Annotated in this window: 9 protein-coding genes; all 9 read left to right on the top strand. The window is 46.4% G+C overall.

Annotation, left to right across the window (positions count from 1 at the left end):
* Positions 1 to 540: 540 nt before the first annotated feature.
* Positions 541 to 1677: an alanine--glyoxylate aminotransferase family protein gene (locus tag VNM22_02290; GenBank protein HWP45967.1), complete on the top strand. Its 1137-nt coding sequence runs from the start codon at positions 541 to 543 to the stop codon at positions 1675 to 1677.
* 84 nt (positions 1678 to 1761) lie between these two features.
* Complete coding sequence (locus VNM22_02285; protein ID HWP45966.1) at positions 1762 to 2784, top strand: ATP-dependent 6-phosphofructokinase; 1023 nt, start codon at positions 1762 to 1764, stop codon at positions 2782 to 2784.
* Between the two features lie 97 nt (positions 2785 to 2881).
* On the top strand, positions 2882 to 3898 hold the full coding sequence (gene galT, locus VNM22_02280; protein HWP45965.1) for a galactose-1-phosphate uridylyltransferase: 1017 nt from the start codon (positions 2882 to 2884) through the stop codon (positions 3896 to 3898).
* Complete coding sequence (locus VNM22_02275; protein HWP45964.1) at positions 3895 to 6279, top strand: GAF domain-containing protein; 2385 nt, start codon at positions 3895 to 3897, stop codon at positions 6277 to 6279. Before galT ends, VNM22_02275 begins: the two co-directional genes overlap by 4 nt.
* Positions 6280 to 6345: 66 nt before the next feature.
* The gene (locus tag VNM22_02270) at positions 6346 to 6732 is read left to right on the top strand and encodes a response regulator (GenBank protein ID HWP45963.1); all 387 of its coding nucleotides are present in this window, start codon (positions 6346 to 6348) and stop codon (positions 6730 to 6732) included.
* Between the two features lie 12 nt (positions 6733 to 6744).
* On the top strand, positions 6745 to 8199 hold the full coding sequence (locus VNM22_02265; protein HWP45962.1) for a sigma-54 dependent transcriptional regulator: 1455 nt from the start codon (positions 6745 to 6747) through the stop codon (positions 8197 to 8199).
* Positions 8200 to 8439: 240 nt separating this feature from the next.
* Complete coding sequence (locus VNM22_02260; protein ID HWP45961.1) at positions 8440 to 10275, top strand: ATP-binding protein; 1836 nt, start codon at positions 8440 to 8442, stop codon at positions 10273 to 10275.
* A 182-nt stretch (positions 10276 to 10457) separates the two neighbouring features.
* Positions 10458 to 11183 (top strand): response regulator, encoded by a 726-nt coding sequence (locus VNM22_02255; protein ID HWP45960.1) that lies wholly within the window; start codon positions 10458 to 10460, stop codon positions 11181 to 11183.
* A gap of 93 nt (positions 11184 to 11276) precedes the next feature.
* The gene (locus tag VNM22_02250; protein ID HWP45959.1) at positions 11277 to 12995 is read left to right on the top strand and encodes an amino acid permease; all 1719 of its coding nucleotides are present in this window, start codon (positions 11277 to 11279) and stop codon (positions 12993 to 12995) included.
* The last annotated feature ends 219 nt before the right edge of the window (positions 12996 to 13214 follow it).

Genomic DNA, 13214 nt, shown 5'->3' with positions numbered 1-13214 from the left:
CCCTGTACGCCCTGCGTTGAGTTAACGAAGCCTGCTGTAAGCTCTTGAACCCGGCGATCCTTGGATATTTTACCTTTAACTGAGGGTCCAGGGTCATTCTTCGACAAGGTTATTTTAACCTCCCTGGAAGGGTTCCGAACCGGTAGAGGGGAAGAGGCTCTCTGAGAGGTGGGTTTTGGACTCGATCCCTCTGACTTTTCTTCCCCGGGAGGGGAGAGTGGGAATCCAGGCCATCCCTGAGTCCCTCCTTCCCGCTTCAGGAAGGGGGTTAGGGGGAAAGAGGGCCTGGACGCCAGGATAAGAGTGAAATCCCTGAGGGGGCCTCCTTAATGTCAAACGAGACGTTTAACCTACTAACCTTCCCCCCGCTTTGCAGGGGAAGGAACTCTGAAGTGAAGTTCCCTCCCCTGTGAAACGGGGGAAGGACCGGGTGGGGGCGCCTTATCCCGGCGCCTATAGGGGAAGAAGGGATTGTCAAATCAGATGAATCGAATGGGTATTTATCTTGATGTCTCGGTATCTTTGTGACTAGATAGTCCTATGAAACGTTATCTTTTGACTCCGGGTCCGACACCTATCCCATCGGAAGCTTTACTGGCCATGGCAAAACCGGCTATTTATCATAGAGGGCCGGAATTTAAGGAGGTTTTGGCAGAAGTTAAAGAAGGATTAAAGTACCTGTTCCAGACAGACCGGGAGGTTTATTTTTTTACCTCTTCGGGTACCGGAAGTATGGAAGCGGCGGTATGTAATTTTTTATGTTCCGGAGATAAGGTACTGGTAGTTCAAGGTGGAAAGTTTGGCGAACGCTGGCGAGATATTTGCATGGCCTATGGACTTCAAGTCGATTTAATCGATGTGGAATGGGGGAAAGCGGTCGATCCAGAAGAGATCAAATCCAGGCTTGAAAAAGACCCGACTATTAAAGCAGTTTTTGTCCAATTCACAGAGAGTTCAACCGGAGTTAAACATGATGTGGAAAGGATTGCCCAAATTACAGGCCCACTGGATCAAACTCTGCTTATTGTGGATGCGGTCACCGGGATTGGGGTTTACAAAATCGAAATGGATGCCTGGAAACTGGATGTTGTGGTTACAGGCTCTCAGAAGGCCCTTATGATTCCTCCCGGGCTTTCGTTTATCTGCGTAAGTGATAAGGCCTGGAGGTTTGCCGAAAGATCCAATCTCCCCAAATATTATTTTGATCTGAGAAAAGAGAAAAAAGCCCAGGATAAAAATGAAAATGCCTACACCCCGGCAGTTCCTTTGGTTATGGCTTTAAGGGAAACCCTTCGACTTATTCGAACAGAAGGCCTGGATCAGGTTGTGGAGCGACATGCTCGCCTGGCCGAGGCTACAAGGGCTGCCGTTCAAGCTCTGGGACTTGAATTGTTTGCCCCAGAATCACCCAGCAATGCCGTAACGGCAGTAAAATCACCCGAAGGTATAGATAGTAGTCGCCTGATTAAACACCTGCGGGAAAAATATGGCATTACCCTTGCCGGAGGACAGGATAAACTCAAGGGAAAAATTTTCCGAATTGCCCATTTGGGGTTTGCCGATCGATTTGATGTGATTACGGCCATTGCAGGACTTGAAATGGCTCTATACGATTTAGGATATCCCATCCAACTGTCGGCTGGAGTCCGAGCCGCACAAGAACGTCTTTTAAAATAAGGCTAAAGGATCTATGATGAATCAAGAAGTAGCGTAACCAACTTCTTCGTTTCTGATCCCTTATACTTTTAGTGTATATTTTTAATGAAAAGAATAGGTTTATTAACAGGTGGTGGAGATTGCCCGGGATTAAACGCCGTCATTCGAGCTGTAGTAAGAAAATCTTATAAAATAGGCTATGAAGTGGTAGGCATCCGGAGTGGTTGGAAAGGTTTGATGGAAAAGGATGTAGAGTTTCTAAATCTGGATTCGGTTTCCGGTCTCCTTTATAAAGGCGGAACCATTCTGGGTACATCTCGAATTAACCCCCTCAATTATGAGGGAGGAGTTCAAAGACTCATAGATAATATAAAAGAATTAGGGCTTTCTGCTCTGATCGTGGTGGGAGGAGGAGATACGCTGGGAATTGCTAAAACACTTTCGGAGAAAGGAGTTCCGGTGGTTGGAATTCCCAAAACCATTGAAAATGATATCCAGGCCACAGATTACTCCTTTGGATTTGATACTGCCGTATCGGTTGTGACCGAAGCTATCGATCGTCTCCATACAACTGCCGAATCCCATAATCGGGTGATGATCGTGGAAGTGATGGGCTACCATGCCGGATGGATTGCAACCGTTGCCGGCATCGCCGGTGGAGCGGACTGTATTTTAATTCCAGAAATCCCCTTTGATATCGAAGAGGTTTGTAAGTTTATTCGGAACCGCCATAAACGTGGAAAAAATTTTAGCATTATCGTGGTGGCTGAAGGAGCCAAACCTAGAGAAGACCAACAGTTTTTGATAAAGCGAGAAGGATATAGTTATGCAGGATCTCCGGGGATCGTAAATATCCTCAGCGAAGAAATAGAGAAAAGAACGGGATTTGAAACCCGGGTAACGGCTCTGGGCTATATTCAGCGGGGAGGCTCTCCAACTGCTTTTGATCGGGTTCTTGCAACGAGATTTGGTATTAAAGCCGTAGAATTGATAGAAGCCGGAATATATGGGAAAATGGTCTGCCTGCAAGGGAGCCAGGTTACCTGCGTAGACTTCTCTGAAGATTTAAATACTTTTAAACCTGTCGATATGGAGTTATATAAAATTGCAGAAGTCTTCTTTGGATAAACTTATCCATCGGTGACACGTGATGGGTATAGGAGCCAGAAGTCTGAAGTTAGAATTTAGTCTTACTTCTGACTTCTGGCTTCTGACTTCTATACCCATGACTTTAAGATCAGTGCCAGAACTGCGTAAAGATCCTGTTTGTGGCAGGTGGGTAATTATAGCAACCGAACGTGGTAAACGACCTTCGGATTTTAAAAACACGGTAGAACAGAGGAAAGGTGGGTTTTGCCCTTTTTGTCCGGGTAACGAGAGCTCAACACCCCCTGAAGTGTTAGTCTATCGCCCTTACCCCAGTGCTCCTAATTCACCAGGGTGGACCCTCCGGGTGGTGCCCAATAAATTCCCGGCCTTACAGATTGAAGGAGATTTAGATAAGGTGGGTGAAGGGATGTATGACAAAATGAATGGGATTGGAGCCCATGAAGTGATTATAGAGACTCCCAATCATGATGGAACCCTCCCTCTGATGTCCTTAAAGGGAGTCGAAGATATGCTGTGGGCTTATCGGGATCGGATTATGGATTTAAAAAAGGATATGCGATTTAAGTACATCTTGATCTTTAAAAATCATGGAGCAGCTGCCGGAGCCTCCTTAGAACATCCCCACTCCCAATTGATTGCCCTACCGGTACTCCCGAAAGCTGTTATCGAAGAAATGAATGGATCCCGAAAGTATTTCAACGATCGAGAACGCTGTATCTTTTGTGATATGGTCCGGCAGGAACTGGGAGCCAAAACTCGTTTTATCCTTGAGAATGAGAGTTTTGTAGGTTTTTCTCCCTACGCTCCCCGATTCCCCTTTGAGGTGTGGATTTTGCCCAAACGCCATATCTCTCACTTCGAGAACTGCCGGGAAAGTGAATACGGATCTCTGGCAAAAATCCTTCAGGACCTCTTAAATCGAATGGATAAGGTGCTACAAAATCCACCCTATAACTATTTTATCCATACGGCTCCTCTCCATGATGATTACTCTGTGGATTTCTATCACTGGCATCTGGAAATCATGCCCAGACTAACTAAAACAGCCGGATTTGAGCGGGGTACGGATTTTTACATCAATCCAACCCCTCCGGAAGAAGCCTCCAAGCATTTAAGGGAAATAGAACTATGATATCTACCAATATTGAACTGGATATTTTAGATAAAATTGCCCGTACCGCTAATTCCTCCCTGGACCTGAACGACCGGCTTCAAGAGATCGTAACGATTACGGCAGTAATGACGCAGGCAGATGCCTGCTCTATTTATCTCAACGAAGGCGATGAATTAATCCTCAAAGCAACCAAAGGCTTAGACCCGAATCTACTGAATCATCTTAAGTTTAAGAGAGGGGAAGGAATTATCGGACAAACTGCCGAAACTAAAAAAGTGCAGATTGCTCAAGACGGGTTCCTCCAGATGGATTCTGGATCCGGCGGGTTATCTATTCCTTTTAAATCTCTACTTTCCGTGCCTATCCTGGACGAAAAGGGCTCTTGTTTGGGAGTTATCTGTGTTCACTCGGCCACCCCCAACGATTTCCTGGAAACAGATATCAAATTACTATTCATCATCGCTTCTCAGATCTCCGGCATTGTTCGAACCCACCAATTACTTCAAGATTTAAAACAAAAACTCTATATACAAACCAAAATGGTGGAAGTCAGTCAGGCCCTGAGTTCTACCCTGATTAATCTACCTGATCTTCTCAATTTAATCGCAAAAGCTGCTACGGAGATTACCAATGCCAGAGGGTGTATTTTGAGGCTCATTAATCAACATACCGGCATGCTGACCGTTAAAGCAACCTATGGGATTCAGAAAGAAGACATCGTTCGTTTAGAGCTTAAAGTAGGAGAAGGTATTGCGGGATGGGTGGCCGAAAGTGGAGAACCGGTCCTGGCACCCGATGCCTCCAAGAACCCTCACTTCTTACAAAGCACCCGATATCGGGTCAACTCGATTCTCTGTGTACCTATTAAAGGCCGAAATTATATGATAGGTACTCTGGCTCTGCTGGATAAAGATCCTGCTACAGGCCGTCAAAGCTTCTCAGAAGATGATTTAAATTTACTGTTGGCCTTGGCCAGCCATGCCTCTATCGCCATCGAACATGCCAGGTATTATGAAAGGATGGAAGAACTGGCTTCAGATAACTGGCTCAGGCTGAAAGAGCTTTCTATTTTATACCATATCAACACCGCCATGAGATCCACCGTCAAGTTGGATCGACTTTTAAAAATTATTCTTACGGGCGTAACCATTGGTGGAGGATTAGGATTTAATCGGGCGATCCTTTTCCTGGTCAATGAAGCCAGTAATCAACTCCGTGGTATTATGGGAGTCGGCCCAAGCAATCCCGAAGAAGCCAGTCGCATCTGGAGTAGAAAACCTGCTGAAAATAAACCCCTGGTAGAAATGATTACCGAAGACGTAAAACCTTCAGAAGAAACCGAATTTGAAAGAGCCGCAAAAAAGATATGGATCCCTATTCATCCCACCCAGGGGGTTTTAGCTAAAACCGTCATCGAAAAAAGAGCCTTCAATGTCACAGAAGAGTCGGATTACCTGGGAGAAAGCCGGGGACTTATACAAACCCTGGGGGTTACTCGATTTGCCACCGTACCTCTTATTGCCAAGGACAAAGTTATCGGGGTTCTTTACGTAGACAACGCTTATAATCACTTACCCATTACAGACAAAGACATGAATCTTCTTCAGATGTTTGCCGATCAAGCCGCATTGGCCATAGAAAATGCAACCCTGTACGCACATCTGGAAGATCGTAACGCCCGGCTCAAAGAGGTTCAGGATCAACTCGTTCAGTCTGAAAAGCTCGCAGCCTTAGGTAAAATGGCAGCAGCTTTAGCCCATGAAATTCGAAACCCCCTGTCGGCTTTGGGGGGTTTTGCCAGACGTCTGGGCAAAGACGTGAATCTTGGAGAACAAAGTCGTAAATACGTAGATATCATTATCAAAGAGACTACTCGCCTTGAAAAAATTCTGGAAGATGTCCTGGCTTTTTCGAAAAAATCCGAACTCAGATTGCAAACCAGCGATATCAATACTCTTATTTCAGAAACCATTGAGGTCCTTTCTGAGGATATAGCCGAAAAGAACATCGAAGTAAATACCATCTTTTTTACCGAACTTCATAAAGTCCAGGTGGATGCCCAGCAAATCAAACAAGTCTTTATTAATATCATCAATAATTCCATTGAAGCTATGTCCGAGAAAGGACGCCTGAATATTGTCACATATAATAATCGTCTGGGAGCCCAAGATGGCGTTACCATCGAGTTTAGTGATACCGGAGGAGGTATCCCACCGGAGATTTTAGATAACATTTTCAATCCATTTTTTACAACCAAACATTCGGGTACCGGACTCGGACTGGCCATTGCCCGTAGAATTATTGAAAACCATCACGGGACCATCTATGTTAAAAATAGACCCGGAAAGGGAGTAACCTTCGTAATTAATCTCCCTGTGAATCCTCCGACAACCTCTTAGAGACTTAAGACCTGAGGTTGAAGCTTGAAAACTCCTTTCAAGCTTCAACCTCAGATCTTTTCGACTATGAAAAAGATACTCGTTGTAGATGACGAAGAGAATATCCGCCTTCTCTATGAGGAAGAATTAAAAGAGGAAGGTTATGAGGTGATAACAGCCTCTAATGGAAGAGAAGGACTCGAAAGCGTAAAAGCTCACAATCCTGATCTGGTCGTTCTGGATATCCGAATGCCTGAAATGGATGGTATTGAATTTCTGAGAACCATCCGAGAGACCCATCGAAATTTACCCATTATTCTTTCTACGGCTTATGGAGAATACAAACAGCAGGATTTTAGTGTCTGGCTCTCTAACGGCTATATCGTAAAATCTGCCGATTTAACCGCTCTCAAACAAAAGATAAAGGAGCTTTTAGAGGAAAGTGAAGAAAAGAAGATCCAGAGTTCCCGGTAACCGGAGAAGGGAATGATCCCACACGAAGCGTTAAGAGCTTCAAAAAGCTCAGAAAATGTTCTTAAATTCTTTAACCGGCCGGTGAAAAATCTATCCGAGAACATCTCCATGGTTAACCAGAAATTGATCCCTTCTAAGCTGAATATTCTCATTGTAGATGATGAGCCAAATATTCGAAAGACCCTGAGTATGTATCTGGAAGGAGAGGGCCATGGGGTTGTTACCGTCAGCAACTCTCGAGATGCCCTTACTGAAGCTTCCAGCAGATCCTTTGATCTGGCTTTTGTGGATTTAAGGTTGGGTACAAAGACGGGTCTCGATTTAATCCCACAACTTTTGGCTATAAGCCCCTGGATTAAAATTATCGTCATTACGGCTTATGCCTCGGTAGATACTGCAGTGGAAGCCATGAAGCGTGGTGCTGCAGATTACCTGGTCAAGCCCTTTATCCCTTCCCAGGTAAATCTTGTAGTTCGAAGAGTCGCAGAAGTTCGTGCGCTGGAAGAGAAGGTTATAGCCCTGCAAGAAGCCCTGGGGCAGGCAAATCCCGAGGTAGACCTGACCAGTACCAACCCGACGATGCAACGAACCCTCGCCCTGGCCCGTCAATTTGCCGAAAGCAATGCTACAATTCTCATCCACGGAGAGAGCGGAACGGGTAAAGGGGTACTGGCCCGTGCCATCCATGCCTGGAGCCCTCGAGCAAATAAACCCTTTTCCGTGGTATCTTGTCCTTCTCTTTCACCAGAACTTTTGGAGAGCGAGCTTTTTGGGCATGTGAGAGGGGCCTTTACCGGTGCAGTTCGGGATCACCCCGGACGTATTGCCCTATGTGAAGGCGGAACTATCCTCCTGGATGAAATAGGGGACTTACCCCTTGCCCTCCAACCCAAATTGCTACGTTTCGTCCAAGACCGACAATACGAGCGCATCGGTGATCCCCGAACTCGACAGGCAGATGTCCGGGTGATTGCGGCAACTAATCAAAATTTGGAAGCAGCCGTCAAAGAGGGCCGTTTCCGGGAAGATCTCTTCTATCGACTCAACGTGATCCAAATAGAAATTCCTCCTTTACGGGAGCGCCCTGAGGATATCGGTCCCCTGGCAGAACACCTTCTGGCATTTTTCAGTCAACAAAACCATCGGCGAATTTTAGGTTTTACCGATAAAGCCCTGGAGATCTTACGCCACTACACCTGGCCCGGCAACGTCCGTGAGCTGCGTAACGTTGTGGAACGAGCAACGATACTCTGCCAAACCGAATGGATTGGACCTGAACATCTCCCCTCCACTTTATCTCCCCGAACTTCTACCCTCCGTATCGGAGATCCAGTCCCTCTGGATAAGATCGAAGAAGAACATATCCGACGTGTACTGGCTGTGGCAAAATCCCTGGAAGAAGCCGCTCAAATCCTGGGCATCGATGAAGCAACCCTTAGACGGCGCCGGAAAAAGTACGGTATCTAGGTTGGGGAGATGACCCTCCTAAAAGCTACCTGCCGTCCCTCTCCTCACGGCTCATCATCGTTTTCGGTTTCACCCTACATTTTTCAGGGTCTTTAAACTCCCATTCCGGCATTTTGCACGCCCGGGGAATTCTTGTCCGGATTTAGAAAATTCATAAGACTTTATAATAAAATGGGTTACCAGTCCACCCTAAACTGGCATACCCGTTGCTCTTAAGTAAGAATTAAAAGCGAGGAGGATATGAAATTTGTTCTTGGACTTCGTCAAAAACTGATTATCGGATTCGGTGGACTTTTAGTCATTATGATCATCATCGGGGGTCAGAGTGTTTTTCTACTCTCCAGACTGGGTCAGTCGATCGATGTGATTTTACGAGAGAATTATCGAAGTATTATTGCCGCTCAACAGATGAAAGAGTCCATAGGAGGGATGGACGATGGGGTGCAATTCTCCCTTTTGGGGCAGATGGATAAAGGCCGTGAACTCAGTCTTCAAAGTATATCCCGATTCGAACAGGCGTTGGACGTTGAACTTCATAACATTACCCTACCAGGTGAAGGGGAAAAGGTGGAGCGATTACGAAACCTTTATGAGAAGTACATGACCGAGTATCCTCAGGTATTCGACCCGCATCGTTCCCTTACAGAACGCCAAAACATTTATTTCAACCTCTTCCTCCCCCTCTTTGAGCAGATTAAAAACATCACCGATGAGATTTTGCAAATGAATCAGGAAGCTATGGTAGCCGCCAGTGATCGGGCCAAAGAGATTGCTGCTCAGGCCATCCAGCGAATGTATGGGCTATTATTTACCGGTGCAACTCTTGCGGTGGTTTTTGTGGTTTTCATGGGAAGATCCATTTTATCGTCGGTTAAAACGCTGACTCAATCCGTTCGGGAGATTGAACAGGGTAATCTCGATTTAGTCGTACAGGTTCGATCACGGGATGAGCTTGGCCAATTAGCAGAGGCATTTAATGCCATGGCATCGCGCCTGCGCGAGTTCCGTCGTGGAGTGCGGGCCCGCCTTTTGCGGACCCAGAGAACGATGCAACAAGCCCTCGATGGTTTACCAGATGCCGTAATTGTGCTCAGTTCAGAAGGTCAGGTAGAAATGGTTAATCGGACGGCTACTCTTTTATTCAAACTCAAACCCGGGGACCAGGTCACCCATTACCCAGCCTCCTGGCTACCAGCTCTATTTGCAGCAGCCCAGGAAGGTCCTGTTGTCCAACAGAAAGGTTATGAATCTGCCATCCAGATCTTCGATGATGGACAGGAGCGCTTCTTCTTACCCCAAGTGGTTCAAGTTTTGGATGAGGAAAAACGACCAGCTGGAATTGTCATCGTCCTCGTAGATATTACCCGCTTACGGAAGCTGGATGAGCTTAAGAGCGACCTTCTCTCGACAGTATCCCATGAACTGAGAACCCCACTGACTTCCATACAAATGGCTATTCATCTCCTGTTGGAGGAAAAGATCGGGACTCTTACCTCCAAGCAGATTGAGTTATTGGTAGCAGCCCAGGAAGATAGTGATCGACTCCGCCAGATCATCGAGAATCTGCTGGATCTTAGCCGCATTGAATCCGGTCGCGTGCGAATGGATCTCCAAAAGATGAAGCCACGAGAGATTATCTATAAAGCGGTTGATCCCATCCAGGCTGCCTTTCAAGATCGTGGAATATCCCTTGATATCCATATCCATCCCGAGACCCCCGATGTATGGGCGGATCCTACACGGATAGGCCTTGTTTTAGCGAATCTATTGTCCAATGCACTCAAATATACGCCGGCAGGAGGGAGGGTTCAAGTGGAAGTCCATCCAGAAGAAAAAACCGTTCGCTTTTCGGTATCAGATACCGGCATAGGCATACCAGAACACTATTTACCCCGGGTTTTTGATAAATTCTTTCGGGTTCCGGGTCAGGGGACTACGGAGGGTGCCGGGTTAGGATTGGCCATCGCCAAAGAAATCATTGAAGCCCACGGCGGTAAAATGGAATGTCAAAGCCGGGAAGGGGAAGGTACCGCCTTTAGTTTTACGCTTCGACGGGCCGACCAACAACCTCCATAAGATTTGCCGTCTATTATCAAACCTTTAGTATCCATGAAAGTATGGAGGTATGGGGGTGTGGGAGTGGGGAAGGTGTGGGAGGGTGGAGGTGAAAAATATTGGATTATACTCCCTTACACTTCCATACTTCCCCACTCCCACACCCCCATACCTCCATACTTTCATCCATACACGGATTCTATATGACAGGTCAACGCATTCTTATTGTAGAGGATGAAAGTAACATTCGACTCATGTTGCGGACTTGTCTGGAGTTAGAAGGTTATCAAGTCGAGGAGGCTACCCATGGTCAAGAGGCTTTAGAGGTTATCAAACGTCAAGCACCTGACATTATCCTGCTGGACCTCTCCATACCGGTATTAAGTGGGATGGAAATCTTAAAAAGATTGAAGAAAATGGAAGCTGCACCTGCAGTTATCATTTTAACGGCTTATGGTTCGGTGCCGAATGTGGTCGAAGCCATGAAACTGGGGGCTATCGAGTTCCTTGAGAAACCGGTGACTCCAGAGATCGTCCGAACCACGGTAGCTCGAGCGCTCACCGAAAGAAATTTGACTCAAGCCGAAGAGGTAGAAGGGATAGATGCCATCTTAGCCTTAGCCAGACAGGCTTTAAGAAGCGGGAATTTTTCAAAGGCGGAGTTCTTACTTACGGCAACCGTGGCCCTACGTACCTCCGATCCTGAGATCTTTAATCTCATAGGTATCCTGCATGAACTCCAGGGCCGGGAAAAGGAGGCACGCAAATTCTACGGTAAAGCCATAGAACTCAACCGGTATTACGAACCGGCTCAACAAAATATGCGAAGGCTTTATGAACTTCGTACTTTCGGTCGAAGCCGGGAAGATATAGCGTGGGGGGATGAAAAGATCATCCCTAAAGGTACCGTATCGGATTTGGAGGAATAATGCTTGACTTCATTTTTATAACTTTAATTTTTACCTTTCTTGTTTTGTCGCTGGGATATATCCACCTCTGCGAGCGACTTTAGTTAAAACAATATGGTTTTTCTTAAACGTCCGCGTAATGTAACCTCAGCCCGAGCGGCAGCCATGCTCTACGGAGACTGGGGAACCAGTAAAGCTTATGTAACAGGAATTGCCTTTGCCTTAGCCGGATACTCTTCTTTTTACCTGATTCTGGCTATGGCTACCTTAACCGCCATCGTTGGAATCAACTACATCTGGATTTGTAAATACTATCCAGACGGAGGAGGTGTTTATTCTTCCGTACGGCATCGTTCCCGTACCCTGGCCGTTATTGGAGCCCTCCTCCTTACGGCCGATTACGTGGTAACGGCTTCTTTGAGCAGTCTCGACGCATTTCACTACCTTGAATTAGAACATCCAGCCTGGTGGGCCATTGGATCCCTTCTTCTGCTGGGTCTTTTAAATATCTTCGGACCCAGACATAGCGGAGGAGTTGCGATATTCTTGGCAGTTCCAACAGTCCTTACGGTCGCTATCCTGGTAGGGTTCGCTTTTCCTCATTTGAGATTTGTTCATCTGGAGCCTCCTCAAGGGGGTATATTGGGAAATTGGTTTAATTTTGTAGGAATTGTGCTGGCCCTCTCTGGAGTGGAAGCCATTGCTAACATGACCGGTGTGATGAAGCTGGATCCTGGAAGTACTGAAGATAATCCTTGTGTTTACAAAACTGCCCGTAGGGCCATCTTGCCCGTGTTACTGGAAGTTACCCTCTTTACCACTGCCCTAGGACTGGCTATGCATGCAGTCCCCAATCTATCCGACCATACAGAAGATATGCTTCGCTATCTGGGCGAGTATTATGTGGGAGAACATTTTGCCGGAGTCGTTAGTATGGTATTCGCACTCCTTCTACTTTCGGCATGTAATACTGCTATTGTAGACCTGATCGCCATTTTTTATATGATGTCCACCGATGGAGAAATGCCCCAGATCTTTAGGCAACTTAACCGATATGGTGTACCCTGGGCGCCCCTCCTTGTTGCTACCGGCCTACCAATTCTCGTTCTTTTAATCGAACACGATTTGACCCGCCTCGCCGCTCTCTATGCCATTGGAGTCGTTGGAGCCATTACCATTAACCTCGGAGCCTGTTCCACCAATCTCAGGCTGAATCTCTCCAAGTTAGAACGAACCGTCATGTTCATAACCTTTGTCCTGATGATCCTCATCGAGACCACCATTGCCTATGAAAAACGCAATGCCCTCACCTTTGCGGTCAGTATCCTGGGTGTGGGGTTGGGTTTAAGAGCGGGTGCCAAAACCTACGAGAAAAGAAGAAAAGAAGCTATCGTAACACCTGCAATAGTCCCTGGGGTTATTTCAAGGAAACCGGCAACTTCCATCCTCGTGGCAGTTCGCGGCGTTACAGATACCTTACGGTTCGCTATCGAAGAAGCTCGATTTCGTCAGGCAATCCTCTACGTGCTCTTTGTGAAGGAAATTGCCGTTCCTGTACTAAGCACTGAGACCCCATCCGGTATAGATAAAGAAGCTCAGCATATTTTTGCAACGACCCAGGCCTTAAGCCAGGGAGTTAAAATTGTTCCTCTATACGCCGTAAGCAATGCCCCGGCAGAGGTAATCTTAGATCAGGCAGCAACCCTTGGAGTTGATTATCTCATCCTGGGAGGCTCAGTCCGAAGTAAACTGATTAAAGCCCTCAAAGGAGATGTCATCGATCAGGTGGCCCGGCAACTTCCCGAAGAAATCAAGCTGATTATTTATGGATAATGGTTCCTAATTAAATGGGTAAATCGACTTTTATTCTCATGTTTAGGGGGGTGACGAGTTCTTTGGATAATGGATATCCAGGATCTTTGAACCAAGTTTCAGATGAACTGGGAATATATCATAAGCGGCATTATAGCTCTGGGCTTATGGGTGTATCTGATATTTGCTCTGCTCAAGCCAGAAAAATTCTAACGACTCCTACACGGTAGGAGTAATCCT

The sequence above is a fragment of the Candidatus Limnocylindrales bacterium genome (genome assembly GCA_035559535.1).
Taxonomy (GTDB): Bacteria; Moduliflexota; Moduliflexia; order Moduliflexales; family JAUQPW01; genus JAUQPW01.
This window is presented reverse-complemented; position numbering and strand designations above follow the sequence as displayed.

Bases quoted from the DNA above. Each gene is read 5' to 3' on its own strand.
- VNM22_02290 (HWP45967.1), top strand. From the start codon at position 541: ATGAAACGTTATCTTTTGACTCCGGGTCCGACACCTATCCCATCGGAA.
- VNM22_02285 (HWP45966.1), top strand. From the start codon at position 1,762: ATGAAAAGAATAGGTTTATTAACAGGTGGTGGAGATTGCCCGGGATTA.
- galT (HWP45965.1), top strand. From the start codon at position 2,882: ATGACTTTAAGATCAGTGCCAGAACTGCGTAAAGATCCTGTTTGTGGC.
- VNM22_02275 (HWP45964.1), top strand. From the start codon at position 3,895: ATGATATCTACCAATATTGAACTGGATATTTTAGATAAAATTGCCCGT.
- VNM22_02270 (HWP45963.1), top strand. From the start codon at position 6,346: ATGAAAAAGATACTCGTTGTAGATGACGAAGAGAATATCCGCCTTCTC.
- VNM22_02265 (HWP45962.1), top strand. From the start codon at position 6,745: ATGATCCCACACGAAGCGTTAAGAGCTTCAAAAAGCTCAGAAAATGTT.
- VNM22_02260 (HWP45961.1), top strand. From the start codon at position 8,440: ATGAAATTTGTTCTTGGACTTCGTCAAAAACTGATTATCGGATTCGGT.
- VNM22_02255 (HWP45960.1), top strand. From the start codon at position 10,458: ATGACAGGTCAACGCATTCTTATTGTAGAGGATGAAAGTAACATTCGA.
- VNM22_02250 (HWP45959.1), top strand. From the start codon at position 11,277: ATGGTTTTTCTTAAACGTCCGCGTAATGTAACCTCAGCCCGAGCGGCA.